Origin of the sequence: Actinomadura bangladeshensis (assembly GCF_004348335.1) — a bacterium.
In the GTDB taxonomy this organism is placed as follows: domain Bacteria; phylum Actinomycetota; class Actinomycetes; order Streptosporangiales; family Streptosporangiaceae; genus Spirillospora; species Spirillospora bangladeshensis.
Genome location: NZ_SMJW01000001.1, coordinates 60,844 through 86,605, shown reverse-complemented (window position 1 = coordinate 86,605; position 25,762 = coordinate 60,844). Strand labels below are relative to the sequence as shown.

Below are 25,762 nucleotides of genomic sequence, written 5' to 3'. Positions count from 1 at the left end.
CTCCTCCGGCGGTGACCGCGGCACCGGAAGCACGGGGCAAGCGGTCCGGGAAGATCCTGGTCAGACTGGCCATCGGCTGGTTGGCCCTCGTCGGCCTGCTCGCCGTATTCGCCGACCTGCTGCCCATCCCGAGCTACGACGTGCGGATCGACAGTCCTGCGCTGGGGCCCTCGTGGGACCTGGCCGGCCTGCTGGGCACCGACGCTGTCGGCCGGAGCACGCTGTCCCGGCTGATCTACGGTGCACGGGTGTCGCTCGCGGTGGGCGTCGTGTCCGTGCTGATCGGCATGGTCATCGGCGGCGTGCTCGGGCTCCTCGCCGGCTATCTCCGCGGCTGGTTCGAGAAGGTCGTCACCATCGTCACCGACAGCCTGCTCGCCTACCCGCCGCTGGTCCTGCTGCTGGCCATCACCTCCACGCTGGGCTCGAGCCTGCGCAGCCTCGTGATCTCGCTGGGGCTGCTGTGCGTCCCGAGCTTCGCCCGGCTGGCCAGGGCCAACACGCTGGCGTTCGCCCAGCGGGAGTTCGTGACGGCGAGCCGCGCCCTCGGCGGTCGCCCGCTGCGCATCATCTTCCGGGAGATCCTGCCGAACGTGGTGCTCCCGGTGGCCTCGTACGCGTTCGTGTTCGCCGCCGTCGTCATCGTCGCCGAGGGGTCCCTGAGCTTCCTCGGGATGGGCATCCCGCCGCCCTCACCCAGCTGGGGCGGGATGATCAGCACCGCGAAGGACCGGCTCGGAACCCAACCGCACCTGGTGTTCATCCCGGCCGTGACAATGTTCCTGACCATCTTCGCGCTGAACGTAGTCGGTGACCGGGCGCGAACCCGGTTCGACGTGAGGGAGTCCGCCCTGTGAGCGCCATGCTGGAGGTCACCGACCTCGCGACCACCTTCCGCACCCCCCGGGGCACGGTGCGTGCCGTCGACGGGGTCTCGTTCGACCTCGACGTCGGCCGCACGCTGGCGATCGTGGGCGAGTCGGGCTCGGGGAAGTCGGTTCTTGCCCGCTCAGTGATGAACCTGCTGCCGTCCAGCGCCGACACGAGCCGGGGCAGTGCCGTCTTCAAGGGCACCCAGCTGCGCGGGCAGTCCCCCGCCGCGCTCCGGCGGATCTGGGGCGACGAGATCTCCATGATCTTCCAGGACCCGATGACCTCGCTGAACCCGGTGGTCAAGGTGGGCCGGCAGATCACCGAGTCGCTGCGCTTCCACCGGGGCCAGCGCGGCGCCGCCGCGCGGGAGCGGGCGCTGGAGTTGATGCGCGACGTCGGAATCCCGGATCCCGCGAGCCGGCTGACCGTCTATCCCCACCAGCTGTCCGGTGGCATGCGGCAGCGGGTCGCGATCGCCGCGGCGCTGGCCTGCGAGCCCAGTCTGCTGATCGCGGACGAGCCCACCACGGCGCTCGACGTCACCATCCAGCGGCAGATCCTGGACCTGCTGCAGCGGCTCAAGGCCGAGCACGGGATGGCGATCATCCTGATCACGCACGACCTCGGGGTCGCGGCCGGGCGCACCGACGAGGTGGCGGTCATGTACGCCGGCCGCGTCGTGGAGAAGGCCGCGACACCGGTCCTGTTCTCGGCCATGCGCCACCCCTATACGGAAGCCCTGCTCGCCTCCATCCCCAGCCTGGAGAACGCGGTGCACACGCGCCTGGCGACCATCGGTGGGCGGCCACCGGACCTGATCAACCCGCGCCGGGGCTGCGCCTTCGCCCCGCGCTGCCGCTACGCGCAGCCGCGCTGCCTGGAGGAGGACCCGGTGCTGGAGACCGCGACCACGGCGGGGCACGAGGTGGCGTGCTTCTACCCGGTGCAGACCGACGCCGGCCGCGCCGCGCTGTCCGCCAACTCGGCCGCCGGTGTGACCGCCGCGGGCGCGACGGTCGGGGCGGTGGTCTGATGGCGGGCAGCGGGACCGCGCACCTGCGTCCGGCCGACGACGACATCGTGCTGCGCGTCGAGGACCTGGTCGTGGAGTACCACGTGGCCGGGGGGACCGTGCAGGCCGTGTCCGGACTGAGCTTCGACGTCCGCCGCGGCGAGACGCTCGGGCTGGTCGGTGAGTCGGGGTGCGGTAAGTCCACCACGGGGCGTGCGGTGATGATGCTGCCCCGACCGAGCAGCGGCTCCGTGCGGTTCGGCGATCGCGAGATGACCGGACTGTCGCAGCGTGAGCTCCGGGAGACGCGGCCGAAGCTGCAGATGATCTTCCAGGACCCGATCTCGTCGCTGAACCCGCGCCGGACGATCGACAAGATCGTCGGGGAGGGACTGTCGATCTGGAAGCGCCCGGACGCCCGGGAGCGCGTCGCCGAGGTGATCTCGGCGGTGGGTCTGGACCCGGAGGTCGTCTCCACCCGCAGGCCGCACCAGTTCTCCGGCGGCCAGTGCCAGCGCATCTCCATCGCCCGCGTCCTCGCCATGGAGCCCGAGATCGTCATCTGCGACGAGCCGGTCTCGGCGCTGGACGTGTCCGTGCAGGCCCAGATCCTGAACCTGCTGGAGGACATGAAGGCGCGCTACCAGCTCACGCTGATCTTCATCGCGCACGACCTCGCGGTGGTGAAGAACATCAGTGACCGGATCGCCGTCATGTACCTCGGGAAGCTGTGCGAGATCGGGCCGTCGGGGGCGGTGTACGAGAAGCCGTGGCACCCCTATACCGGGGCGCTGCTCGAAGCGGTCCCCGTGCCCGACCCGTCGGTGGCCATTGAGCCGATGGCCGTCGAGGGGGAGCTCCCGACGCCGCTCGCCCCGCCCAGTGGGTGCCGTTTCCGCACGCGCTGCCCGTTCGCGCGGGACCGGTGCGCGCAGGAGGAGCCGCAGATGCGGGAGGTCGGTCCGGGCCACTACGTCGCCTGCCACTTCCCGCCGGCGGACGGACGCCTGGACGAGACCGAGAACCTGAAAGCTGATAAGATTAAGGGCGGATCGTGATCGATGTGCCAGAGGGGAGGAGACTGACATGACCGGGCTGCTGCAGGGGAAAGTCGCACTGATCACCGGGGCGGCCCGCGGGCAGGGCGAGTCGGCCGCCCGCATCTTCCACGCGGAGGGCGCGAGCGTCGTGCTCGCCGACGTGCTGGACGACCTCGGTGAAGCGGTCGCGAAAGAGCTCGGCGACCGCGCGATCTACCGGCATCTCGACGTCCGGGACGAGGCGGGATGGGCCGCCGTGGTCGCTGCGGCGGAGGATGCCTTCGGTCCGGTGACGGTGCTGCACAACAACGCCGCGGTCCTGCGGGCCGGCACCGTGGTGGGGTCGACCCGCCAGGACTTCCTGGACCTGATGGACGTCAACGTCTGGGGCTGCGTGGTCGGCATGCAACAGGTCCTGCCGTCCATGCGTCGCGCAGGTGGCGGCTCCATCATCAACGTGTCGTCCACCGGTGGGCTCATCGGCCAGCCCGGCGCGGTCACCTACTCGGCGTCGAAGGCGGCGGTCCGGGGACTGACCAAGGCGGCGGCCATCGACCTCGCTCCCGAGGTGCGGGTCAACTCGCTGCACCCGGGCTGGGTCGACACCCCGATGGTGCGCGAGAAGAACAAGCAGACCGACGAGGAGTATCTGGCGAGCCTGCTGCCGGTGGTGCCGATGGCGCGCGCCGCCCATCCGGACGAGCTGGCCAGGGCGGCGCTCTTCCTCGCCTCGGACCTCAGCTCGTACGTCACGGGCAGCGAGCTGGTCGTCGACGGCGGCCGGACCGCGGGAACGCCGGTGCGGCGGTAGCCGGGCCGGGGATCCCGGTCGTCCTTGACGAGAGGGAACCTCGGCAAAGTACTCGTATCATATTCAGCCGGCCGCTCAGCGGGGCCGAGCGCGACGGAATCGTCGAGAGGGAGTCAGCTGTGCCGCTTCAGCCGCACATGAAAATGATCTCGGTGGATGATCACCTCATCGAGCACCCGACGGTCTGGACGGACCGGTTGCCCGCGAAGTACCGGGACCTCGCACCGCGTGTGATCACGGCGGAGCAGGACATGTCGGCCAAGCACGCCATCTTCGGCGAGCTCTTCCTCGGTGCCGGCCAGCAGACGTGGATGTTCGAGGACCGGCTCTACCCGCAGCTGGCGCTCAACGCGGTGGCGGGCAAGGACCCGAAGGAGTGGCAGAACCGGGAGCCCACCCGGTACGAGGACATCATCCCGGGGTGCTGGCAGCCGGCCGCGCGGGTGGCCGACATGGACATGGGCGGTATCCACGCCATGGTCATGTACCCGACCTTCCCGCGGTTCGCCGGCACGGCCTTCCTCGAGGCGGAGGACAAGGAGCTCGCGCTGCTCTCCGTGCGGGCCTGGAACGACTTCGTGTTCGAGGAGTGGTGCGACCCGTACCCGGACCGCTTCATCCCGATCTCGATCCTGCCGCTCTGGGACGTCGACCTCGCGGTGGCGGAGCTCGAGCGGGTGGCGGAGCGCGGTGCGAAGGGCATCTCGTTCCCGGAGAACCCGGCGCCCCTGGGCCTGCCGAGCTGGACCTCCGGCGGCTGGGACAAGGTCTGCGCCGCGGCGCAGGCGCACGACATGCCGCTGTGCATGCACTTCGGTACCTCCGGCAAGACCCTGAAGCCGAGTGCGGACTGCTCGGACCTCGCCGTCACGGCGACGATGGGCCTGAACTCGATGATCACCTTCGCCGACCTGCTGTTCTCGCCGGTGTTCCACAAGTTCCCTCAGCTCAAGGCGGTCCTGGCGGAGGGCGGCATCGGATGGCTGCCCTACATGCTGGAGCGCGCGGAGCTTTCGTGGTCGAAGCACCGCTGGCACAACAAGGCGTCGGACGTGAACCCGCGTGACCTGTGGGCCCGCAACCTCTACGGCTGCTACATCACCGACGCCCACGGGATCGGCGCGCGATACGAGATCGGCGTCGACCGCATCATGTGGGAGTGCGACTACCCGCACTCCGACTCCGACTGGCCGCACTCGCGCGAGATGGCCGCCGACCAGCTCAAGGATGTGCCGGACGACGAGGTGCACCAGATTGTGGAGCTGACCGCCCGGAAGGTCTTCAACTTCCCGGGCTGACCCGTTCCGTCGGCGAGTGCGCGGGCCCGGCCGGGCCCGCGCACTCGTCTCTCCGGGCCGGCCGGGTCCTCGCTCTCAGCCCAGTGGCCCAACGCGCCGTGGCCGAGTCGGCGTCGACGACGTCGCTCTCGGCCTGGTGGACCTGGTGGACGGTGGTGCCACCCTCGAGCGGTTTCATAATAAGAATTCGTGCACGCAGATGGTCTGCGGCGACGACATCGGTCGGCAGCCGCCATCGGCGGAGGAGTATGCGTGGAGTACAGAGTGCTCGGCCGGACCGGGGTGCGGGTCAGCCCCTTCTGCCTCGGGGCCATGATGTTCGGCGCCTGGGGTGCCGATCTCGCGGAGAGTCGCCGGATCATCGACGTGGCGCTCGACGCCGGCATCAACATGATCGACACCGCCGACGTCTACTCGCAGGGGGAGTCCGAGGAGATCGTCGGCGAGGTCCTCGGCCGTCGTCGGGACGATATCGTCCTCGCCACGAAGTTCCACAACCGCATGGGGCCCGGGCCGAACCAGCGCGGGAACTCCGCGCGCTGGTTGATCCGAGCGTGCGAGGACAGTCTGCGTCGGCTGCGGACCGACCACATCGACGTCTACCAGATCCACCGGCCGGATCCCGACACCGCGCTCGACGAGACGTTGACCGCCCTGGGGCGCCTCGTCGACCAGGGAAAGGTGCGTTACATCGGGACGTCCACCTTCCCGGCCTCGACGCTCGTCGAGGCCCAGTGGCTCGCCGAGGTCCGGCACCTGCCCCGCATCGTCACCGAGCAGCCGCCGTACTCGCTGCTCTCCCGCGGTGTGGAGGCTGACGTGCTGTCGACCTGCCGGCGCTACCGGGTCGGGGTGCTGGTCTGGAGTCCGCTGTCGGGGGGGTGGCTCTCCGGGAAGTGGCGGGCGGACGGCCGTGAGCTGCAGAGCTCGCGGGCCGACCGGGTGCCGGGGCGCTACGACATGACGCTGCCGCACAACCAGCGCAAGCTCGAGGCGGTCGAGGAGCTGGCGAAGCTGGCCGAGGGCGCCGGCATCAGCCTGCTGCACATGGCGCTCGCCTTCGTGCTGCGCAACCCGGCGGTCACCGCGGCCATCGTCGGCCCGCGGACCGTCGAGCACCTGACCGGCCAGCTCGGCGCCCTCGACGTCACCCTGACCGACGACGTGCTGGACCGGATCGACGAGATCGTCACGCCGGGGACGAACTTCGGCTGGAGCGACGTGTGGGCGCCGCCGATGATCGCCGAACCGGCGCTGCGGCGACGCCCCGTCGCACCGTAGGAGCTGACGGCGGGTTCCGCTGTGGATGCCGGGCAGGCACGCACAGCGGAACCCGGTCGGTGGTCAGGCCGGGGCTTCGGTCTCCGGTCCGAGCTCCGCGGCCAGGGCCGTCAGGATCTGGTGAACCTGGGAGGCTCGGGGCCAGCCCGCGTAGTAGGCGAAGTGCAGCAGGAACTCTTGGAGCTCGGCCATGGAGAGATCGCCGCTGCCCAGCGCGGCCCGCAGATGCTGCTCGATCGCTCCTGGGACCGCGGACTGGCAGGCACAGGTGATCGAGATGAGTCGCCGGTCCCGGTCGGACAGGCCGTCCCTGGTCCACAGGTCGCCGAAGACGGAGGCGACGACGCCGTCGCGGACGAACGGCACGTCCGACGTCGGGGCGGGGAACGACATGATCTCGGCGAAGCGGGCGCGCCCGCGTTCGACGTCCTCGGGCGAACGCATGATGTCCTTTCGCAGTCGGTGTGTCGTGGTCAGAGGACGCGGGCGAGGTTGTCGCCGTAGAAGCCGTCCTCCATGGCGGGGTCGATGAACTCGACCATGGCCTTGTAGTCCGTCAGCGGTCGGGCGAGTCCCTCGGGGTGCGGGTAGTCGCCGCCGAAGGCGAAGTTCTCGGGGGCGAGCGCCAGCACATTGGGATCGGCGGTGTCCGCCGGGAAGCTGCAGGTGATGATCGCCTGCTTCTTGATGTACTCCGCGGGCGACTTCCGGAGGCTGGGGTTGAGCTCGCGTCCGTGGACGGTGGCCGCCATGGAGTAGAGCCCGTCGAGCCGCTTCAGGAGGGTCGGGAGCCAGCTGGCGCCGACCTCGGCGAGCACGACGGTGAGGTCGGGGTTGCGCTCGAACACCCCGTTGACCGCGAGGTCGACAAGGCCGATCTGGGCCGCCGTGCCCTGGAAGATGCCGGGCACGACCTTCAGGAAGCTGTCGGTGTCGTTGTCGCACCATCCCCTGTAGTTCTCCAGGAACGAGACCATGCGGAAGTTCACGTGCCAGGCCGGGGTGATGCGCAGGTCGACCATCGCCTTCCAGATGGCCTCGTTGTCCGGGTGGGACAGACGCTTGCCGTTGATCTGCGTGGGCACGCACATGGCCATCCGCACACCGCCGTCGGACAGCATCTTGAGCTGGTCCAGCACCCACTGCTGGTCGCCCTGCATCGAGACGTGGCCGACCGGCTCGAGCGCGCCGCCGCCCTCCTGGGTGACCTCGACGGCCCACCGGTTCCAGGCGGCCATGTTGATGCGGGTGGCCTCGAGGTCGTCCTCGAGGAGGTACTCCCAGATGAACCCGGACTGCGGGTACAGCACGCACTTGTCGATTCCCCACCCCGGCATGAGGGCCTTGCGGGCGCCGGGGTTCCAGTACGCGTCGGGGATCTCGTCGTAGCGGATGCCGGGGTTGGGCAGACCGGCCCGCTGGGCGATCCGGATCTCGCCCAGCGCCGCGAAGTCACCCGGCGTGGTGACCTGCGCGAAGACCCCCGTCGAGGCACCGTTGATCGTGATCCACGGGTAGCCGAGGTCGTCGGACTCGATGGACAGCGCCCGGTCACGGTCGGCGCTGGGGGAGTAGTCCCGCCACATCGTGGCGGGTTCGAAGAGGTGGCCGTCTCCGTCGATGATCATTGTGTGTCCTGGTTCTCCTAGTGGCAGGCAGTCAGCCGGTCAGACCTGTCGTCATGGCTCTGGGACGTCTGCCTCGGTCATCTGATGAGTGTGTGGGGCAGGGCGTTCATGAAGATCGGGGCGAGCGTCGCCGCGAGCTCCGGGTCGTTCAGGGCTGCCGCCCAGCGACCGGGCGAGCCCGACGACCCCGTGCTTCGCCGCCGAGTAGTGAGCCAGGAACGGCAGACCCCGCAGGCCCGCCACCGAGCTGGTGATGATGATCGAGCCTCCGCGTCCCTGCTCGATCAGGTGGGGAACGGTCGCCCGCAGAACCTTCCAGACCCCGGTGAGGTTCACCGAGATCATCTCCTCCCACTGGGCCTCGCTCAGCTCCCAGGTGAAGCCGTAGCCGCAGATCCCGTGGTTGACCACCACCACGTCAAGGCCACCGAGCTCGGCGATGCCCTCCTCGACGAACTCCGTGACGGCGGCGAGGTCCCGTGCGTCCAGCCCGCGGACGACGGCCCGCCGGTCCTCGGCCTCGACCAGACGACCGGTCTCCGTGAGGTCCTCGGGGGTGGACGGATCGTACTCCACGCCCTCGAAGCCGGTACAGGCGTCGAACGCCAGGATGTCGGCTCCCTCACGGGCCAGCCGGAGGGCATGGGCCCGACCCTGCCCCCGCGCGGCCCCGGTGACCAGGGCGACCTTCCCTGCAAGCCGCTGCATCCCACTCCTCGCCGTGCGAGCTGCCGAGCCGCGGACGGTGACGGCGACGACTGTCGCACCGGTACGCGGTTCGCTATTCTTATAAGAATCAGCCCTGGCGAGGGTTGCGCGCAACCCCTCCGCCGCAGGAGTACCACCCGCTCCGCACAGCGAGGAGTCCCCATGCCTTCCGTCGTCGTGGTCGATGCCGTCCGTTCCCCGGTGGGGAAACGCAACGGTGGTCTGGCCACCATGCACGCCGCCGACCTGTTCGGCCAGGTCCTCGCCGAGGTCGTCGCGAGGTCCGGGATCGACCCGGACGTCGTGGAGCAGGTGATCGGCGGGTGTGTCTCGCAGGTCGGGATGCAGGGCTTCAACGTGACCCGGACGGCCGCGCTCGTCGGCGGGCTGTCCCTCTCCACCGGGGCGACGACCGTCGACGCGCAGTGCGGCTCGGCCCAGCAGGCCTTCGCCCTCGCCGCCGGGCTCGTCGCGGCCGGCACGGTCGACGTGGCCATCGCCGGCGGTGTCGAGGTGATGAGTGCCGTGCCCATGGGATCGAGCCTGGGCAAGGGGCTCGGCAAGGGCATCCCGAAGTCCTACTTCGACAAGCTCACCTTCACGACCCAGTTCCAGGGCGCTGAGCTGATCGCGCGCAAGTGGGGCCTGACCCGCGACGACCTGGACGCGTTCGGGCTGCGCTCCCAGCAGCGCGCGGCCGAGGCGTGGGCGCAGGGCCGGTTCGACGGCCAGATCCTGCCCGTGGACGCACCGGATATCGGCGAGGACGGGAAGCCGACCGGGACGACGCACCGGGTGGAGCGAGACGAGTGCCTGCGCGAGACCGATCGGGAGGCCCTGGCCGGGCTGCGTCCCGTGGTCGGGCCGGACGACCGCGTGATCGGACCGGAGCCGGGACTGCACACCGCCGGGACCTCGTCGCAGATCTCCGACGGTGCGTCCGCGGTGCTGCTGATGAGCGAGGCCGCGGCGCAGAAGCTCGGCGTCACCCCGCGCGCCCGGGTCGTGGACAGCTGCCTGGTCGGCAGTGACCCGGTCCTCATGCTGACCGGTCCCATCGACGCCACCCACCGCTTGCTCGGCCGCACCGGCCTGAGCATGGACGACATCGGCGTCGTCGAGATCAACGAGGCGTTCGCCTCGGTCGTGCTGGCCTGGCAGCGCAAGGTCAAGGCCCCGGACGAGATCGTGAACCCGAACGGCGGCGCGATCGCGCTCGGGCATCCCCTCGGCGCCACCGGCGGAGTGCTGGTGACCAAGGCGCTCGACGAGATGGAGCTGCGAGGGTCGCGGTACGCCCTGGTGACCATGTGCTGCGGAGGTGGGCTCGGGACCGGGACCATCCTTGCGGCGCCGTGACCGCGGGACGACGAGGACCGGGGGTGTCGCGATGACCCAGCCCGAGGAGCTGTCCCGTCCGGTACCCGTCCCGGACGACGCGTCCGCGGCCTACTGGGCCGGCGCGCAGGAGCACCGCCTGGTCATCATGCGGTGTCGCGACTGCGCATTCTACGTCCACCCGCCCCGCGCGGTATGTCCCCGCTGCCAGCAGGAGACCCTGGTGGGGGAGGAGGTGTCGGGGCGCGGGACGGTGTACTCGTACCACGTCATGCACCTGCCCGGCGTGCCCGGCTTCACCCCTCCGTACGCCGTGGCGGTCGTCGAGCTGGCGGAGCAGCCGGGGCTGTTCGCGGTGGGCAACGTCCTGGACTGCCCGCCGGAGGAGATCGTGACCGGGATGCGGGTGCGGGTGACCTTCGAGGAGCTTCCCGACAGCGACATGGCGCTGCCGCAGTGGTCCAGGGAGAAGGCATGACCGACTACACGATGCGGGACAAGAGCACGATCGTCGGTGTGGGGCACACCGGGTGCACGAAGGACGCGGGGGCGGCGCCGGAGGCCGTCTGGATGCGCGCCGTTCGCGAGGCGCTCGACGACGCCGGGTTGCGCCCCGCGGACATCGACGGTATCTCGACGCCCTTCACCGACACCTGGCCGATGGGGGCCCTCCCGACGCCGTTCACGCTCACCGAGTCCCTCGGCCTGCCGGGGCTGCGCTGGCACGCGGGACCGCTCGGCGGTGCCTACAGCCTCGGGTCGGTGGCCTCCGCCGCTCTGGCGGTGAGCACGGGACAGTGCGACACCGCGCTGGCGGTGCACTGCATGATGCGCCCGAAGAAGAAGGGGCCCACCGCCTACAACTACCGGGGTGCGCAGGCAGCCTCCGGCGTCCATGCCCACCTCGCGCCCTACGGCTACAGCGTGTTCGTGCAGATGATGGCGACCGTGACCCGCCGGCTGCTCGACACGAACGGCCTGACCCGCGAGCAGCTGGGCCGTCTCGTGGTCGACCAGCGCAGCAACGCCCTGCGCAATCCGCTGGCCGTGATGAAGGACCCGTTGACCCTGGATCAGTACCTGGGCGCGCGGTGGCTGGCCGAGCCGCTCGCGCTCTACGACGCCGATATGCCGGTCGACGCCGCGATCGCGGTGGTCATCACGCGTTCGGACCGGGCCCGGGACTGCCGCCGGCGCCCCGTCACGATCCGGCACGTGTCCACGTTCCTCGGCCCCCGCCCGGACTGGGTGTTCCAGGCGGACTACGCCGAGCTGTTCCCGCCCGAGCTCGGCCGCGACTTCTGGCGCCGGGCGGACGTCGATCCGACGGATCTGTCCTTCGCCCAGATCCAGGACGGCTTCTCGGTCTATGTCCCGCTCTGGCTGGAGGCGTTGGGGATCGTCAAGCGGGGGGAGGCCGGCGGCTTCATCGGTGAGGGCAACCTCGCCCGCGGCGGGACCCTGCCGACCAACACCCATGGCGGCAACCTCAGCGAGGGCCGGCTGCAGGGCGGGGGCGCCGTGGTCGAAGCCGTCCGGCAGCTCCGCGGGGAGGCGGGGGATCGCCAGGTCGACCATGCCACGACCGGCCTCGTGACCGTGGGGGGTTCCCCGACGGTCTGTGCCGCTCTGCTGCACGTCTGACGCGTCCGCCGCCTGGAGCAGCTCCGGCGAGCTGCTCCAGGCGCGGTCCGTGGCCTCAGACGACGCTGTACTCGACGCCCCTGGCCATGTCCGGCAGCCGCATCGTGTGGGTGCCCCCGTCGACGAAGACGGTCTCCCCCGTGATGTAGGACGCCTCGCGGGAGAGCAGCCAGCAGATCACCGCGGCCACCTCTGCGGGATCGCCGTAGCGCCCGAGCGGCGTGTTGGCCTTCCAGTCCCCGAGCGTGTCCGGATCATCGATGGCGGGCTGGGCCATCGGGGTCTGGGTCAAACCGGGCGCAACGCCGTTGACCCGGATGCCCCGGGGGGCCAGCTCCATCGCGGCGACCTGCGTCAGCATTGTCACCCCGGCCTTCGCCGAGTTGTAGGCGGCGAATCCCCGGCCCGGCATGGTCGCGTTGACCGAGGCGATGGCCGCCATCGCGCCGCCGTCCCGCATGACGCGCCCGGCATGCTTGAACGTCAGCATCACCCCGGTCAGCGTGACGTCGAGGACCCGGCGCCATTCGTCGAGCGGCATGTTGACGATGGCGTTCGGCCCCCCGATGGCCGGACAGGCCACGGCCGCGTCGACCTTGCCGAAGCCGGACAGGGCGGCGTCGACGAGCGCCTTCTGATCGTCCTCCGACGTGACGTCGCACCGCAACGTCACAGCGGCCTTGCCGAACTCCTCGGCGAGGCGGTCGAGCCCGCTGGTGTCGATGTCGCCGAGAGCGACCCGGCCGCCGTCAGCGACCCAGCGCCTGGCCGTGGCGAGCCCCATGCCCGAGGACGCCCCGGTGATGACGGCCACGGCGTCGGTGAATCGGCCTGGCGCGGGGTTCTCGCTCATCGATGAGCCTCCGCGAGTTCGGCGTAGTGATCCAAGCTTCGGTACATGAGGTCCCGGTCCCGGTTCGGGATGGAGCAGGTGATCCGCCCGAAGCCCAGCTCCGCCAGGTGCTCGATGCGCTTCGCGTCCGGCAGCCGCGCGGCGAACTTCTCCATCGTGATCCGGCCGAAGGACGTCTCGGGGTGGGACAGGGTGAGCTGCAGCGAGTCCGGGTCCCGCCCCGCGTCGCTCATCCGCACCCGCAGCCGGGCGATCGCGTCGTCGAGCTCGTCCCCGAGCGTGGCTCGGACGGGGATGTACCCGTCGGCGAGCTCGGCGATGTCGGTGAACGTACCGGGCGTGGGACTCCCGCCGATGAGGATCGGAGGTCGAGGCTTCTGGACGGGGGCCGGCAACGACCAGCTTCGGGAGAAGTTCACGAACTCCCCCTTGAACTCCGCCTCCTCCTGTGTCCAGAGGTCGATGATCGCCCTCATCTTCTCCCGGAAGGTGGCGCGCTTGCGAGCGGGGTCGACGCCGTTATTGATCATCTCCAGCTTGTTCCAGCCGTATCCGACGCCGAACTCGACGCGGCCGCCGGAGATCTGGTCGACGGTGGCGATCTGCTTCGCCAGGATCAGGGGGTTGTGCTCGGCGACCAGGCAGACCGCGGTGCCGAGCCGGAGGTCCCGGGTGACCGCGGCGGCCGCGGACAACAGGGTCCAGGGATCGGGGAAGCTCTTGTAGCGGTCCGGGACCCGGCCGTCCTCGACGTAGGCGTGCTTGGAGTCCACCGGCAGGTGGGTGTGCTCCCCGAGCCAGATCGAGTCCAGGCCCCGCTCCTCGGCGGCCCGGGCGAACTCTGGCACGAAGGACGCGAGGTCGGTGACGTCGCCGAAGGGAGTGCTGCATCCGAATCGCACAGGCAACCAACTTTCGTAGTCCGGTACTCGACTGGAGAGTCTAAATCTGATAAGAATATTTGGCAATGATGCAGGCGAAGCGCCGGATGGGGTCAACGCGCTTCCCGCACCCGGGCGGACACCGCACCGCAGCGTGGGCGCAACGCCCGAACGTCCGATGGAGGCGTGAATGGACTTCTCCCTGTCCGAGGAGCAACAGTTCCTGTCCTCGAGTACCCGCTCCCTGGCTGGCGACGTGTTCGGCGAGTCCGTGGCGCGCCAGGTGCTCGACGGTGATCGTGCGAGGGCGGACAAGGGCTGGTCGCACCTGCGGGAGGCAGGACTCACGACGCTGCTGGTCCCGGAGGAGTACGGGGGCGGTGGGGGATCCCTGCTCGACGCGTGCGTCGTGACGACCGAGCTGTTCTCGGCCCTGGCTCCGGTGCCCTACCTGACTTCTGCGGTGGCCGCCCCGCTGCTCCTGCGGGCGGGACCCGCGAAGGCGTCGGGTGCGCTGCTCGCGGAGCTGACGGAGGGAACGACCTGCGGCCTGTTCGTCGGCGCCGATCTTGCCTGGCCTCCCGAGGCGCCCGCGGCGGTGTGCCTCGACTGGGCGTCCGGCCGCAGCGGCCTCGTGCTCGGCCCGGACACCGCGGAGCTCGTGACCGCGGAGCCGGGACCGGGCGTCGACCCGCTGCACCCCCTGGGGGCGCGTGGCGACCTCGACGTCTCGTGGTCGGGCACCGACCTCCCGGAGCCCGCCCGCCGCGCCCTGGCCGGCATCCGCGTCGCCGCGGCGTCCGCCTTGACGGGATGCCTGGCGGGTGCGGCACAGCTCGCCTGGGACTACATCGCCACCCGTGAGCAGTACGGCAAGCCGATCGCGGCCTTCCAAGCGGTCCGGCACATGGCGGCGGACCTGCTCGTCGACCTCGAGACCTGTCGGTCGGTGAGCCTCGGCGCGGCGTGGCAGGTGGAGAACGAGCCGGTCGAGGACGCGGAGCGCATCGCAGCGGTCGCCAAGTCCTGGTGCGGGGAGGCGGCGGTCCGCTCCATCGAGACCTCCGTCCAACTGCTCGGCGGCATCGGGGTGACCTGGGAGTCGACCGCGCACCTGTACCTGCGGACCGCCCACCAGCTGGCCGCGTCGTTCGGCGACACCCGGTCGCTCCTGCGCCGGACCGGCGCCGACTTCATCGCAGCACGAGGGGGACACGGCGATGGATCTTCGTGACACGCCCGAGCAGGCGGAGTTCCGCGCGCAGCTGCGGGACTGGCTGGCGGACAACGTGCCGACCGAGCCCGAGCCGCAGACGATGCCCGCCCGGTTCCACTACGTCGTGGCCTGGCAGAAGCGGCTCTACAGCGGCGGCTGGGTCGCCCTGTCCTGGCCGAAGGAGTACGGCGGTCAGGGCCTCGGGCCTGTCGAGGAGTCCATCCTCAACCAGGAGCTCGGCCGGGCGGGCGCACCCGCGGCCGCGTCGTTCACGTTCCTGGGCCGGGCCTTCCTGACCTACGGCACGGAGGAGCAGAAGGCCCGCTACCTGCCGGGTTTCCTGTCCGCCGAGGAGATCTGGTGCCAGGGCTTCTCGGAGCCGGAGGCCGGCTCCGATCTCGCCTCACTGCGGACCACCGCGACCCGCGACGGCGAGGACTTCGTCATCAACGGCCAGAAGCTGTGGACCAGCCGGGGCTCGTTCGCGCAGTTCTGTCTGGTCCTGTCCCGCACCGGGACGAGGGAGAGCCGGCACCGCGGCATCACGGCCTTCGTGGTGCCGACCGACACCCCGGGTGTGACCCGGAAGCCGCTGATCATGGCGAACGGGGACGAGGAGTTCGCGGAGGTCTACTTCGACGACGTCCGGGTCCCGGCGTCCAACATGCTGGGCGAGCTGAACCAGGGCTGGAAGGTCACCCAGGCCACGCTGGCCTACGAGCGCGGTGCCGCGGACCTGGGGTATCTCGCGAAGTACGAACGGATGCTGGCCCAGCTCGCCGGCATCGCCCAGGAGCGCGGCGTCTCCGAGGACCCGTCGAACGTCGAGGCCGTGGGCCGGGTCCTCAGTCATCTCGAGGTGCTGCGCCTGCACTCGATGCGCCGGCTCAGCGACCGCGCGCAGGGCAAGGCGGTGGGCGCCGAGACCTCGATCGACAAGGTCATGATGACCCGGACCGAGCAGTTGCTCCTGCACACCGCGCTGGACATCCTCGGTCCCGAGGCCCTGCAGGGCCGCGGCGAGTGGTTCAAGAAGTACCTCTACAGCCGGGCGGCGTCGATCTACGGCGGCACCGCCCAGGTCCAGCTCAACATCATCAGTGGCCGGCTCCTGGGGCTGAAGGAATGACGCCCGCGGCGCAGCGCACCACCATTCAGCGACGAGGAGGAACCCCGCGATGACCTGGAGTTTCGAGACCGACCTGGACTTCCAGGCCAGCCTCGACTGGGCCGAGACGTTCATGCGGACCGAGGTCGAGCCGCTCGACACCATCATCTCGAGTCCGTACGACCTGGCGGACCCGGTCCGGCAGCGGCTGATCCCGCCGCTGCAGGAGAAGGTCCGGGCCAACGGGCTCTGGGCCTGCCACCTGCGGCCGGAGCTCGGCGGGCAGGGGTACGGCCAGCTCAAGCTGGCATTGCTCGCCGAGCAGGTCGGCCGCTCCGACTGCGGCCCCACCGTCTTCGGGTCCCAGCCCCCGGACTCCGGCAACAGCGAGATCCTCGCGGAGTACGGCACGCGGGAGCAGAAGGACCGCTATCTCCGCCCACTGCTGGACAACCAGATCGTCTCCTGCTTCTCGATGACCGAGCCGCAGGGCGGCGCCGATCCGTCGGTCTTCACGACGACGGCGGTCCGCGACGGCGACGAGTGGGTGCTCGAGGGGCACAAGTGGTTCTCGAGCAACGCCAAGTTCGCGTCGTTCTTCATCGTCGTCGCCGTGACGGAGCCCGAGCAGCCGGTCCAGCACCGCATGTCGCTGTTCGTGGTGCCGGCGGACACTCCCGGGGTCACCATCCTGCGCAACGTGGGTCGAGGTGACCACGTCGGGGGCGAGGGCACGCACGGCTACATCCACTACGACCAGGTGCGCCTGCCGGCGGACTCGCTGCTCGGTGAGCGGGGCAAGGGCTTCCAGGTCGCCCAGGCCCGGCTGAACGGCGGCCGGATGCACCACGCGATGCGCACGGTCGGTAAGGCGCGCCGAGTCTTCGAGATGCTGTGCGAACGCGCGGTCTCGCGGGAGACTCGCGGCTCCAGGCTGGCGGACAAGCAGTTGGTCCAGGACATGGTCGCGGACTCGTGGCTGGAGCTGGAGCAGTTCCGCCTCCTGGTGCTGCAGACCGCCTGGAAGGCGGACCGGTTCGGCTACGGCGCGCTGCGCGGCGAGATCGCGGCGGTGAAGGCCCTGATGCCCACCGTCCTGCGGAACGTGACGAGCCGCGCCATCCAGCTGCACGGCTCGCTGGGGACGACGAACGAGATGCCGCTCGTCGCCTACCTCCTGGATGGCTTCACGATGGGCCTCGCCGACGGTCCGACCGAGGTGCACAAGTCCACCCTCGCCCGGCAGATCCTCCGGGAGGTGACGCCGGCGGCGGACATCTTCCCCAGCGAGCACATCCCGGCGGTGCGGGCGAAGGCGCTCGACGCGGCCGCCGCGGCGGCGGAATCGACGGTGGCCGATGCCTGACCGCGCTGTGCCGGACCTCACCGGCAAGGTCGCCCTCGTGACGGGCGGAAGCCGGGGCCTGGGCGAACAGATGGTGCACGCCTTCGCGCGCGCCGGGGCCGATGTCATCGTCACCAGCCGGAAGCTGGAGGCGTGCGAGGCGGTCGCGGAGCGGGTTCGGGCCGAGACCGGCCGTCGGGCGTTCGCCGTCGCGAGCCACGTCGGCCGGTGGGACTCGATGGACGAGCTCTCCGAGGTCGCCCATCGGGAGTTCGGCTCGGTCGACGTCCTGGTGAACAACGCCGGGATGTCCCCGCTGTTCGAGAAGCTGGCCGATGTTCCCGAGGCGCTCTACGACAAGGTGCTCGACGTCAACTTGAAGGGGGCGTTCCGGTTGAGCGCCCTGGTCGGGCAGCAGATGATGGAACGCGGCGGCGGATCGATCATCAACGTCAGCAGCTACGCCTCGCTGTCGCCGCAGCCCTACTTTCTGCCGTACGCCGCGGCGAAGGCGGGGCTCAACGCCCTCACGGTCGGCTTCGCGCGTGCCTACGCACCGACGGTGCGGGTGAACACCCTGCTCGCCGGTCCGTTCCGGACCGACGTGTCCGCGCACTGGCCCGAGGACACGGCCGAACGCCACCGGCGGACCTACGCGCTGCAACGGGCGGGCGAGCCGGACGAGGTCGTCGGCGCTGCCCTCTTCCTCGCCAGTGACATGTCGAGCTACACCACCGGCAGCATCGTCCGGGTCGACGGCGGTCCCCTGTGAGCTCTGACGTCGCGCGGCCGGCGGCGAGCAGGCGGATGGCGCCGGCGGCCCTCCTGGCCCGGCTGGCGGATGCCGCGCAGCGGTCGTTCCCGGGGGCCGAGGTGAGCGACCTTCGCCAGGTGTCCGGCGGTGCGTCGAGCCTGACGTACTCGCTGACGCTGACGGCGCCCGGCGAGGGACCGTCGAGGACGTGCTTCGTCAAGGTCGCCCCCGTCGGCCTCGCGCCCGTGCGCAACCGCGACGTCGTCCGGCAGGCGGCTCTGCAGGTCCTGCTCGCCGAGGACGGCCGGATCCCGGTCCCGGAGATCCTCCTCGTCGACGCGGGGGATCCGCCGGACTCCCCGCCCCTGTATCTGAGCGCGGCCGTCGAGGGCGAGAGCGTGGAGCCGTTGGTGGAGCGGGATCCCCGCCTGCCCGCGGCCGAGGTACTGACGGCCCGGACCCTGGCCGCGGTCGGGACCCTCGCGCGACTGCACGAGGTCGAGGTCGGCCGGGTGGCCGACCTCCCGGCCGCGGGTCCGCTCACCGTGGACCTGGGCGGGGAGGTGGATCGCTGGGCTCGGGTGTTCGCCACGGTCGATCCCGAGCTCGCCGAGGCGGGCGAACGCACCGCGGAACGCCTTCGCCGGGACCTGCCCGAGGCGCTGGCACCGGCCCTGGTGCATGGCGACTTCCGGCTGGGCAACCTGATCTGCGCGGGGTCGGAGGTGCGCGCCGTCCTGGACTGGGAGATCTGGTCGATCACGGACCCGCGCATCGACCTCGCCTGGTTCCTGATGACGCTCGCGCACGACGGGCTGCCCAGCGCAGTGCGGACGACGGTGCCGGGACTGCCGGGTCCCGCGGCGGCTCTCGAGGAGTACGAACGGGTGCGGGGGACGACGCTGTCGGACATGGCGTGGTTCGCGTCCCTCAGCCGCTTCCGCGCGGCGGCCGCGATGTCGCTCAACGTCAAGCACAACCGCCGCCGTCCCGAGCCCGATCCGGCCATCGAGAGGTACGCGGACACACTCGTCCCGTTCCTCCGGGAGAGTGCGGCGCTCCTCGATGGCGGCGAACGTATTGCCAAGAGCGGTTAAATATGATCAGATTCATTCCTGTAAGTGCGATGGACGACGGCGGGGGAGCAGTGCCCCGGTCGCCGCGCCCGCGACACACAGCCGATGCGCGGAGGTTCGCATGACGGAGACCAGCGTTCCCTCGCCCGACGCCGTCGGGAGCGTTCAGAAGGTGTACGACGTCATCATCGTCGGCGCCGGGATCACTGGGCTGTACCAGCTCCACGTGCTGCGGCAGCGGGGCCTGACCGTCCGTGTCCTGGAGGCCGGGGGCGGGATCGGCGGCACCTGGTACTGGAACCGGTACCCGGGTTGCCGGCTGGACTCGGAGAGCTACACGTACCAGTACGTCTTCGACGAGGAGCTGCTGGCGGAAGCGAAGTGGACCGAGCTGTTCGCGGGCCAGCCGGAGATCGAGCGGTACGTCAACGGGTTCGCCGACCGCTTCGACCTCCGTCGCGACGTGCAGCTGGAGACGCGCGTGGAGTCCATGGTGTTCGACGAGGGTCGCAACACCTGGACGCTGCACACCGCCGGGGGCGAGGACTTCACCACCCGGTTCGTCCTCGCCGCGACCGGTATCCTGTCGGCCCCCAATTACCCGGCGCTGCCGGGCATCGAGAACTTCGAGGGCGAGCTCTACCACACGGCGACTTGGCCCCACGAGCCGGTCGACTTCGCGGGCAAGCGGGTCGCCGTGATCGGCACCGGGGCGAGCGGTGTGCAGATCATCCCCAGGATCGCCGAGTCGGCCGCGCAGCTGACGGTCTTCCAGCGGACGCCGAACTGGGCCGTGCCGCTCCGCAACCGGCCCATCGACGACGCCGAGATGGAGGAGATCCGCAAGGGCTATCCGGAGCTCTTCGAGAAGCTGCGCGCGTCGTCGAACGGATTCGTGCACGACTGGGACCCGACCCCCTACTCCTCGGTCTCCGAGGAGGACCGCCTCGCGCAGTACGAAGAGCTGTGGCAGCGTCCGGGCTTCGCGAAGTGGTTCGGGACCTATCGGGAGATCGCGACCACTCCCGAGGCCAATAGCACGTACTCGGCGTTCGTCGAGCAGAAGATCCGTGAGCGGGTCCACGACCAGTCGGTGGCCGACGATCTCGTTCCGACGGACCATCCGTTCGGTACCAAGCGGGTGCCCTGCGAGACGGACTACTACGAGACGTACAACCGCGACAACGTCCGGCTCGTGCCCCTCGCGAAGAACCCGCTCGTCGAGTACACCCGGACCGGACTGCGGACGGCCGAGGGCGAGATGAACTTCGACATCATCGTGCTCGCCACCGGGTTCGACGCCTTCACCGGAGCGCTGAGCCGGATCGACATTCGGGGCACCGGCGGCCAGACGCTGAAGGACAAGTGGCGCGACGGCCCGCAGACGTACATGGGCATTCAGGTCTCGGGCTTCCCGAACCTGCTCATCAACGGGGGGCCCCATGGCAAGGGCGGCATCGGGAACTCCCCGCGCTGCGCCGAGCCGCTCGTCTGGTGGCTCGGCGGGCTCCTCGGCTACATGCGCGAGCACGGCTACACCCGGATCGAGGCGGACGCCGAGGCGGAGAAGAAGTGGACCGCCGACGTGAACGAACTCGCCTCGAAGACGATGGCGTCGAAGGTGAAGTCCTACTCCTTCGGCGACAACATCCCGGGCAAGCCGCACGTTTACGTCGCCTACGCCGGGACCCTGCCCGACTTCATCAGGCAGTTGGAAGAGACGGCCGCCGAGGGGTACGAGGGCTTTTCGCTGAGCTGAACGACCAGCCCGGCACAGCCGATTGGATGAATATGAGGATGAACATGATACGAGTTGGATCGATTGACGGGTGCCCGTCGTCGGCGGCCCGGCGGCACCTGGTGAGGCGAGGATGAGCGACGTGGAGTACCGCCTGTCGGACCAGCTGACCGTCACGAATGATGGGGCGGTCCGCATTGTCACCCTGAATCGGCCCGAGAGCCTCAATGCGGTCAGCCCGCAACTGCAGCAGAGCCTCGTCGCGGTCTGGTCCCAGATCGCCGCCGACCGGGAGGCGCGCGCCGTCGTCCTGACCGGAGCGGGCAAGGCGTTCAGTGCGGGTGGCGACCTCGACAATTTCCTGCTCCAGCATGAGGATGTCGAACGGCGACGCGCCAGCCTGCGCAACGCGCGCCGGCTGGCGGACGAGATGATCGGCTTCCACCTCCCCGTCGTGGCCGCGGTGAACGGGCCGGCCGTCGGCCTGGGCGCGACCCTCGCGGTCCTCTCGGACATCGTCGTGATGTCGGAGAAGTCCTACCTCGCCGACACCCACGTGCTGGTGGGTCTGGTCGCCGGCGACGGCGGCGCCGCGTTCTGGCCCCTGCTGACCGGTCTGCTGCGCGCCAAGGAGATGCTGCTCCTCGGGTCGCGGGTGTCCCCGGAGGAGGCCAAGAGCCTTGGCCTGGCCAACCGCGTCGTTCCCGCCGAGGACCTGATGACCGAGTCGCTGGAGCTGGCGAAGCGGCTGGCGGCCTTGCCCCCGCAGGCCATCCAGGACACCAAGCGTTCGCTGAACATCCACCTCAAAACGGCGATGAACACCGTGCTCGACTTCAGCCTCGCCACCGAGTCCGAGTCGTTCGGCACGCCGGAGGTCGCCGCCGCGGTGGCGAAGATCCGCGCGAAGAAGCGGGACCAGCAGACGTGAATCAGCACACCGAGCGCGTCGCCGGTACCTCCGAGGAAGAGCTCGCCGAGCTCGGCGCCCTGCTCGCCGGTCTCGACCTGCCCGCCGAGGACCCCGAGTCGATCGAGGCGTCGCGCGCCTACCTGCGGGCGCTGGCCCCCGGCGGCTGGCTGGTCCCGGGCTGGCCGCCCGAATGGGGAGGCCGCGGCGCGGACGGCGCCTCCGCCGCGCGGATCAGGTCGGTGCTGCGCAAGGGACCCGCCCCGGACATCTACCCGTTCTTCGTCGGGGTCTACATGGTGGGCCCGACGCTGCTGGCCCACGGCGACGACGTACAACGCGCGCTGTGGCTCCCCCCGCTGGTCCGCGGTGAGCACGTGTGGTGCCAGATGTTCTCGGAGCCCGGCGCCGGCTCGGACCTCGCGAACGTCGCCACCCGGGCCGAGCGCACGGAGGACGGCTGGTGCCTGCGCGGGCAGAAGGTCTGGACGAGCCGGGGCTCCTACGCCGACTGGGCCATCTGCCTCGCCCGGACCGATCCGGAGGTGCCCAAGCACGACGGACTGACCATGTTCGCGGTGAAGATGGACGCCCCGGGGGTCACCGTCCGGCCGCTGCGCCAGATGAACGGTGACGAGCACTTCAGCGAGGTGTTCGTCGACGACCTGGTCGTGCCGGACGCCCACCGGATCGGCGCGGTGGGCGAGGGCTGGAAGATCGCGCTCGGCGTCCTGTCCCACGAGCGGTCCTCCATCGGCGCGGTCGCAGGGAGAGCCCGCCCCGCGAACCGGGACGTCGTCCCCCGCTGGCTGCAGGCGCTGGCGAAGTCGGGCACCCTCGCCGACCCGGTGCGGTGCGACGAGGCGATGGCCCTCTACGTGGAGCTCGAGGTCACGCGGTTGGCCGGGGCCCGGTCCGCGGCGCGGACCCGGGCGACGGGCAGGCCGGGGCCGGAAGCCTCCGGACACAAGATCCGCGTCTCGGACTCCCGCAAGCGCCGGGCCTACGTACTGACGCGGTTGCTCGGGGCGGAGGGGCTGGGCACCGGCCACCGCGGCTACCAGCAGCTGCTGACGGCTCCGTCGCACTCGCTGCGAGGCGGGACCGACGAGATCCAGCGGAACATCGTGGCCGAACGCGTGCTCGGCCTACCGGCAGAGCCGAGGCTCGACCGAGGCGTCCCGTGGTCGGTCTCGCGGCGAGGAGTCACATGAGCAGCAATGAGGACGGCCTCACGCTCGGTGACCGGAACGCCTCGGCCGATGGCCTTGACGCGCTCTTCCGGCCGCGCAGCGTCGCCGTAGTGGGCGTCTCCAGTTCGGGACGGGGCCTCGGTGCCACCACCGTCCGGACGATCCAGCGCTTCGGGTTTGACGGCCCCGTGGTCGCGATCAACCCGAAGGCGACCGAGGTCGCCGGCGTACCGTGCTTCCCCTCCCTGAAGGACGTGCCGCACGAGATCGACCTCGCCCTGTTGTTCACCGGGGGCGACCGGATCCGGGACAGCGTCCTCGATGCCGCCGCCGCCGGGGTCGGGGCCGTCGTCATCTTCGCCTCCGGATTCGCCGAGGGGGGTGCGGACGGCGCCGCGCGCGAAAGGGAGATCATCGAGCTCGCGCGGGCCCACGGGATCCGCGTACTCGGTCCGAACTGCCAGGGCATCGTCTCGCTGGCGAGCGGGCTCGCCGCGACCTTCTCCAACGCGCTGTGGACCGACGAGCTCGGACCACCCTCGGCCGTCGCGTACATCGGCCAGAGCGGCGCGATCGGCGGGACCGTGTTCGATCTCGGCCGCGAGCGCGGCTGCGTGCCGGCGCTGTGGATCAGCACGGGCAACCAGGCCGACCTGTCGGTCGTCGAGCTCGCCGAGCAGGCCCTCGACGACGACGAGCTGCGGGTCCTGATGCTCTACCTGGAGAGTGTGCCGCACGCCGACGACTGGATCCCCCTCTGCCGCCGTGCCGCCGAGGTCGGCAAGCACATCGTGCTCCTGCGTTCGGGGACCACCGAGGTCGGCAGGAGCGCGGTGGCATCGCACACCGGGTCGATGGTCGGTCAGGACGAGGCGTTCAAGCTGGCCTCGGCTGCGGCCGGGGTGGTCGTGGTGTCGGACGTCAACGAGCTGGTCGACGCCGCGATGTCGCTGGTCCGCGGGGCCAGCCCGGCCAGTCGCCGGCTCGGTGTCGTGACCACCTCCGGCGGCGCGGGCGGGCTGTGCGCGGACATGTCGTTCGAGCTCGGGCTCGAGATGGTGACACTGTCCCCGGACACCGCTGCCGCCCTCGTCCCGGTGCTCTCGGACTTCGCCCTGCCGCAGAACCCGGTGGACGTGACGGCGGACCTCGTGTCCGGTCGGCCCCACGATCTCGGGGAGGTGTGCCGGCTGGTCGCGGCGGATCCCGCCGTCGATCACGTCCTGGTGGTGGTGTCCGCGGTCGTGGGCAAGATCGCCGAGCGCATCGCCCGGGGCATCGTCGAGGCCCGCAGCCGTGCGGAGAAGGCGTTCTCCATCGTCTATCTCAGCTCGCACGACCGGACGCTGGAGGTCAGGAGGATCTACGCCGAGGGCGGGATCCCCGTGTTCGACTCGATCGGCGCCGCGTTGCGGGCCATGTCGCACATCGTGAGCGCCGGTCCGTCCCGGACGGGCGCGTCGCCCGTCCACGCACCGGCAGCACCGTCGAACGGTCCGGCCTACCGGGTCCTCACGGAGGCCGAGGGGGCGCCAGTCCTCGCCGCGGCGGGGATCAGCGTTCCCGGGGGCACGCTCACCACGTCGCGGGCCGAGGCCGAGCGCGTCGCCGCGCAACTGGGCGACGATCTCGTGGTGAAGCTGCAGTCCCCGCAGATCCTGCACAAGACCGAGATGGGCCTGGTCGTGGTGGGGGCGGCGGCCGCGCAGGTCGGCGCCCTCTACGACGAGATGACCGCGCGGGCGCGGCAGCACGCCCCCCACGCCGTCGTCGAGGGCGTCCTGGTGCAGCGCCGGGTGCGCAGCGGGGTCGAGGTGCTGATCGACGTGCAGGTGCAGGACAACGGTTACCCGCCCGTGCTGACCGTCGGACTGGGTGGGACGGCCGTCGAGCTGTACGCCGACGTCGACACCGGTCTGCTGCCCGTCGACCACGACACCGCCCTGCGGATGCTGCGCCGCCTGCGGGGATGGCCGCTGCTCGACGGGTTCCGGGGCGGCCCGGTGCACGACGTCGACGCGGCCGCCCGGGCCATCGTGGCCGCCGCGGAGGTCGCCGCGGCCCTGGGGCCGGACCTCGTCGAGTTCGAGATCAACCCGTTGATCGTGCACGAGAAGGGGCACGGCGCCACGGCGGTCGACTTCGTCGCCCATCTCGAGTCCGCGGTCGCCGCGCCGGTCACGCGGCCGGTCGGCCGTGACAGTGAGTCAATTCGAGCGGAGGTTTCCCGGTGACGACGGTGGAGAGCAGCCCGGAGGTGGTCACCCGTCTCGACGGGGGAGTGGCCGTTGTCGAGATCCGCCGGGGTCCGAACAACTACTTCAACCCGACGGTGATCCGCACCATCGCGGACGAGTTCGAACGGCTGGACGCCGCCCCGGCGTGCCGGGCCATCGTGCTGTGCTCGGACGGCAAGCACTTCTCGGCCGGCGCGGACCTCACCGGTGAGATGGTGGAGCCGGGCGCGGCCGGGCGGGTCTACGAACAGGGCCTGCGTCTGTTCGGCATCGGGACCCCGGTCGTCGCGGCGGTGCAGGGCCGCGCGATCGGCGGCGGTGTCGGGCTGGCCCTCGTCGCGGACTTCCGGGTCGCGGCGCGGAGCAGCAGGTTCACGGTGAACTTCGCACGACTCGGGTTCCACCAGGGCTTCGGGATCTCAGTCACCCTCCCCGCCGCGGTCGGCGAATCGGCCGCGGCCCGGCTGCTCTACTCCGGTGGCTCGGTCACCGGCGAGGAGGCCGCGGCGATCGGGCTGTGCGACGCCGTCGTCGACGACGAGGACCTGCGGCCGGCGGCGATCGAGTTCGCGAGCCAGTTCGTGGGGTCCGCTCCGCTCGCCGTGCGGTCGATCAAGGAGACCCTGCGCGGCGACCTCGTTCGGCGGATCCGCGAGGTGCTCGCGCGCGAGCTGAGCGAGCAGACCCGGCTGCGCGGCACAGCGGACTTCGCCGAGGGTGTGCGCGCGGGCCGCCAGCGCCGTGACCCGGAGTTCACGGGCCGCTGACGACCATGACACCCAACGACCGGGCCCGAAGCGGCCGAGGGGAGCAGTTCG

The 25,762-nt window shown here is 70.6% G+C and carries 24 protein-coding genes; 19 read left to right on the top strand and 5 right to left on the bottom strand.

The genetic code is table 11. From position 1 onward, the window contains the following. Window positions 1-11 precede the first annotated feature (11 nt). The 6 genes from E1284_RS00430 to E1284_RS00405 all read left to right on the top strand — a co-directional run bounded on the left by E1284_RS00430 (window position 12) and on the right by E1284_RS00405 (window position 6,315). Entirely contained in the window at window positions 12-857 is an 846-nt protein-coding gene (locus E1284_RS00430) for an ABC transporter permease (protein ID WP_207923458.1), read from the top strand. Window positions 858-862: 5 nt separating this feature from the next. Continuing rightward, a complete protein-coding gene (locus E1284_RS00425) occupies window positions 863-1,906 on the top strand; it encodes an ABC transporter ATP-binding protein (RefSeq protein ID WP_207923472.1) in 1,044 nt (347 codons plus the stop codon). After that, on the top strand, window positions 1,906-2,943 hold the full coding sequence (locus E1284_RS00420; RefSeq protein WP_131935870.1) for an ABC transporter ATP-binding protein: 1,038 nt from the start codon (window positions 1,906-1,908) through the stop codon (window positions 2,941-2,943). Before E1284_RS00425 ends, E1284_RS00420 begins: the two co-directional genes overlap by 1 nt. A 28-nt stretch (window positions 2,944-2,971) precedes the next feature. Further along, window positions 2,972-3,736 (top strand): glucose 1-dehydrogenase, encoded by a 765-nt coding sequence (locus E1284_RS00415; RefSeq protein ID WP_131935869.1) that lies wholly within the window; start codon window positions 2,972-2,974, stop codon window positions 3,734-3,736. Between the two features lie 152 nt (window positions 3,737-3,888). Beyond that, window positions 3,889-5,034: an amidohydrolase family protein gene (locus tag E1284_RS00410; protein ID WP_207923457.1), complete on the top strand. Its 1,146-nt coding sequence runs from the start codon at window positions 3,889-3,891 to the stop codon at window positions 5,032-5,034. 252 nt (window positions 5,035-5,286) lie between these two features. Further along, the gene (locus E1284_RS00405; RefSeq protein WP_131935867.1) at window positions 5,287-6,315 is read left to right on the top strand and encodes an aldo/keto reductase; all 1,029 of its coding nucleotides are present in this window, start codon (window positions 5,287-5,289) and stop codon (window positions 6,313-6,315) included. A gap of 63 nt (window positions 6,316-6,378) precedes the next feature. Here the strand turns inward: E1284_RS00405 and E1284_RS00400 are convergent, their stop codons facing one another. From E1284_RS00400 to E1284_RS00390, 3 genes are read right to left on the bottom strand one after another with little or no spacing between them, the layout of a single operon-like run. Beyond that, window positions 6,379-6,759 (bottom strand): carboxymuconolactone decarboxylase family protein, encoded by a 381-nt coding sequence (locus E1284_RS00400; RefSeq protein ID WP_131935866.1) that lies wholly within the window; start codon window positions 6,757-6,759, stop codon window positions 6,379-6,381. 29 nt (window positions 6,760-6,788) lie between these two features. Beyond that, entirely contained in the window at window positions 6,789-7,943 is a 1,155-nt protein-coding gene (locus E1284_RS00395; RefSeq protein WP_131935865.1) for an amidohydrolase family protein, read from the bottom strand. A 51-nt stretch (window positions 7,944-7,994) separates the two neighbouring features. Next, window positions 7,995-8,651, bottom strand: coding sequence for an SDR family NAD(P)-dependent oxidoreductase (locus E1284_RS00390; protein ID WP_131935864.1), 657 nt, complete (start codon window positions 8,649-8,651; stop codon window positions 7,995-7,997). A gap of 162 nt (window positions 8,652-8,813) precedes the next feature. Between E1284_RS00390 and E1284_RS00385 the strand changes: the two genes are divergently transcribed. Genes E1284_RS00385 through E1284_RS00375 form a run of 3 tightly spaced genes read left to right on the top strand, consistent with a single transcriptional unit; the run spans window position 8,814 to window position 11,633 of the window. After that, a complete protein-coding gene (locus E1284_RS00385) occupies window positions 8,814-10,010 on the top strand; it encodes an acetyl-CoA C-acyltransferase (RefSeq protein WP_131935863.1) in 1,197 nt (398 codons plus the stop codon). A 31-nt stretch (window positions 10,011-10,041) separates the two neighbouring features. Next, complete coding sequence (locus E1284_RS00380) at window positions 10,042-10,467, top strand: Zn-ribbon domain-containing OB-fold protein (protein ID WP_131935862.1); 426 nt, start codon at window positions 10,042-10,044, stop codon at window positions 10,465-10,467. Beyond that, window positions 10,464-11,633 carry a thiolase family protein gene (locus tag E1284_RS00375; RefSeq protein WP_131935861.1) on the top strand — a complete coding sequence of 390 codons (1,170 nt, stop codon included), beginning with the start codon at window positions 10,464-10,466 and terminating at the stop codon, window positions 11,631-11,633. The genes E1284_RS00380 and E1284_RS00375 overlap by 4 nt, the downstream gene beginning before the upstream one ends. Before the next feature lie 55 nt (window positions 11,634-11,688). On the opposite strand, the gene E1284_RS00370 is transcribed toward E1284_RS00375, so the two are convergent. Both E1284_RS00370 and E1284_RS00365 read right to left on the bottom strand, forming a co-directional pair. Further along, window positions 11,689-12,486, bottom strand: coding sequence for an SDR family NAD(P)-dependent oxidoreductase (locus E1284_RS00370; protein ID WP_131935860.1), 798 nt, complete (start codon window positions 12,484-12,486; stop codon window positions 11,689-11,691). After that, on the bottom strand, window positions 12,483-13,388 hold the full coding sequence (locus tag E1284_RS00365) for an LLM class F420-dependent oxidoreductase (RefSeq protein ID WP_243714170.1): 906 nt from the start codon (window positions 13,386-13,388) through the stop codon (window positions 12,483-12,485). Before E1284_RS00365 ends, E1284_RS00370 begins: the two co-directional genes overlap by 4 nt. Window positions 13,389-13,557: 169 nt before the next feature. Here E1284_RS00365 and E1284_RS00360 point away from each other — a divergent pair, with 169 nt between their 5' ends. From E1284_RS00360 to E1284_RS00315, 10 genes are all read left to right on the top strand, one after another. After that, window positions 13,558-14,601 (top strand): acyl-CoA dehydrogenase family protein, encoded by a 1,044-nt coding sequence (locus E1284_RS00360; RefSeq protein WP_131935858.1) that lies wholly within the window; start codon window positions 13,558-13,560, stop codon window positions 14,599-14,601. After that, window positions 14,588-15,712 carry an acyl-CoA dehydrogenase family protein gene (locus E1284_RS00355; protein ID WP_131935857.1) on the top strand — a complete coding sequence of 375 codons (1,125 nt, stop codon included), beginning with the start codon at window positions 14,588-14,590 and terminating at the stop codon, window positions 15,710-15,712. The genes E1284_RS00360 and E1284_RS00355 overlap by 14 nt, the downstream gene beginning before the upstream one ends. Before the next feature lie 49 nt (window positions 15,713-15,761). Beyond that, a complete protein-coding gene (locus E1284_RS00350) occupies window positions 15,762-17,057 on the top strand; it encodes an acyl-CoA dehydrogenase family protein (RefSeq protein WP_131935856.1) in 1,296 nt (431 codons plus the stop codon). Further along, window positions 17,050-17,808 (top strand): SDR family NAD(P)-dependent oxidoreductase, encoded by a 759-nt coding sequence (locus tag E1284_RS00345; RefSeq protein WP_131935855.1) that lies wholly within the window; start codon window positions 17,050-17,052, stop codon window positions 17,806-17,808. Before E1284_RS00350 ends, E1284_RS00345 begins: the two co-directional genes overlap by 8 nt. Next, window positions 17,805-18,887: a phosphotransferase family protein gene (locus tag E1284_RS00340; protein ID WP_131935854.1), complete on the top strand. Its 1,083-nt coding sequence runs from the start codon at window positions 17,805-17,807 to the stop codon at window positions 18,885-18,887. The genes E1284_RS00345 and E1284_RS00340 overlap by 4 nt, the downstream gene beginning before the upstream one ends. Window positions 18,888-18,987: 100 nt before the next feature. Next, window positions 18,988-20,625 (top strand): flavin-containing monooxygenase, encoded by a 1,638-nt coding sequence (locus tag E1284_RS00335; protein WP_131935853.1) that lies wholly within the window; start codon window positions 18,988-18,990, stop codon window positions 20,623-20,625. 112 nt (window positions 20,626-20,737) lie between these two features. Further along, complete coding sequence (locus E1284_RS00330; RefSeq protein WP_131935852.1) at window positions 20,738-21,535, top strand: enoyl-CoA hydratase/isomerase family protein; 798 nt, start codon at window positions 20,738-20,740, stop codon at window positions 21,533-21,535. Beyond that, window positions 21,532-22,728 carry an acyl-CoA dehydrogenase family protein gene (locus E1284_RS00325; protein ID WP_131935851.1) on the top strand — a complete coding sequence of 399 codons (1,197 nt, stop codon included), beginning with the start codon at window positions 21,532-21,534 and terminating at the stop codon, window positions 22,726-22,728. Before E1284_RS00330 ends, E1284_RS00325 begins: the two co-directional genes overlap by 4 nt. Beyond that, window positions 22,725-24,941: an acetate--CoA ligase family protein gene (locus E1284_RS00320; RefSeq protein WP_131935850.1), complete on the top strand. Its 2,217-nt coding sequence runs from the start codon at window positions 22,725-22,727 to the stop codon at window positions 24,939-24,941. Before E1284_RS00325 ends, E1284_RS00320 begins: the two co-directional genes overlap by 4 nt. After that, window positions 24,938-25,711: an enoyl-CoA hydratase/isomerase family protein gene (locus E1284_RS00315; protein WP_243714166.1), complete on the top strand. Its 774-nt coding sequence runs from the start codon at window positions 24,938-24,940 to the stop codon at window positions 25,709-25,711. Before E1284_RS00320 ends, E1284_RS00315 begins: the two co-directional genes overlap by 4 nt. The last annotated feature ends 51 nt before the right edge of the window (window positions 25,712-25,762 follow it).

Bases quoted from the DNA above. Each gene is read 5' to 3' on its own strand.
- E1284_RS00425 (WP_207923472.1), top strand. From the start codon at position 863: ATGCTGGAGGTCACCGACCTCGCGACCACCTTCCGCACCCCCCGGGGC.
- E1284_RS00420 (WP_131935870.1), top strand. From the start codon at position 1,906: ATGGCGGGCAGCGGGACCGCGCACCTGCGTCCGGCCGACGACGACATC.
- E1284_RS00415 (WP_131935869.1), top strand. From the start codon at position 2,972: ATGACCGGGCTGCTGCAGGGGAAAGTCGCACTGATCACCGGGGCGGCC.
- E1284_RS00400 (WP_131935866.1), bottom strand. From the start codon at position 6,759: ATGCGTTCGCCCGAGGACGTCGAACGCGGGCGCGCCCGCTTCGCCGAG.
- E1284_RS00395 (WP_131935865.1), bottom strand. From the start codon at position 7,943: ATGATCATCGACGGAGACGGCCACCTCTTCGAACCCGCCACGATGTGG.
- E1284_RS00390 (WP_131935864.1), bottom strand. From the start codon at position 8,651: ATGCAGCGGCTTGCAGGGAAGGTCGCCCTGGTCACCGGGGCCGCGCGG.
- E1284_RS00385 (WP_131935863.1), top strand. From the start codon at position 8,814: ATGCCTTCCGTCGTCGTGGTCGATGCCGTCCGTTCCCCGGTGGGGAAA.
- E1284_RS00380 (WP_131935862.1), top strand. From the start codon at position 10,042: ATGACCCAGCCCGAGGAGCTGTCCCGTCCGGTACCCGTCCCGGACGAC.
- E1284_RS00375 (WP_131935861.1), top strand. From the start codon at position 10,464: ATGACCGACTACACGATGCGGGACAAGAGCACGATCGTCGGTGTGGGG.
- E1284_RS00370 (WP_131935860.1), bottom strand. From the start codon at position 12,486: ATGAGCGAGAACCCCGCGCCAGGCCGATTCACCGACGCCGTGGCCGTC.
- E1284_RS00360 (WP_131935858.1), top strand. From the start codon at position 13,558: ATGGACTTCTCCCTGTCCGAGGAGCAACAGTTCCTGTCCTCGAGTACC.
- E1284_RS00355 (WP_131935857.1), top strand. From the start codon at position 14,588: ATGGATCTTCGTGACACGCCCGAGCAGGCGGAGTTCCGCGCGCAGCTG.
- E1284_RS00350 (WP_131935856.1), top strand. From the start codon at position 15,762: ATGACCTGGAGTTTCGAGACCGACCTGGACTTCCAGGCCAGCCTCGAC.
- E1284_RS00345 (WP_131935855.1), top strand. From the start codon at position 17,050: ATGCCTGACCGCGCTGTGCCGGACCTCACCGGCAAGGTCGCCCTCGTG.
- E1284_RS00335 (WP_131935853.1), top strand. From the start codon at position 18,988: ATGACGGAGACCAGCGTTCCCTCGCCCGACGCCGTCGGGAGCGTTCAG.
- E1284_RS00330 (WP_131935852.1), top strand. From the start codon at position 20,738: ATGAGCGACGTGGAGTACCGCCTGTCGGACCAGCTGACCGTCACGAAT.
- E1284_RS00320 (WP_131935850.1), top strand. From the start codon at position 22,725: ATGAGCAGCAATGAGGACGGCCTCACGCTCGGTGACCGGAACGCCTCG.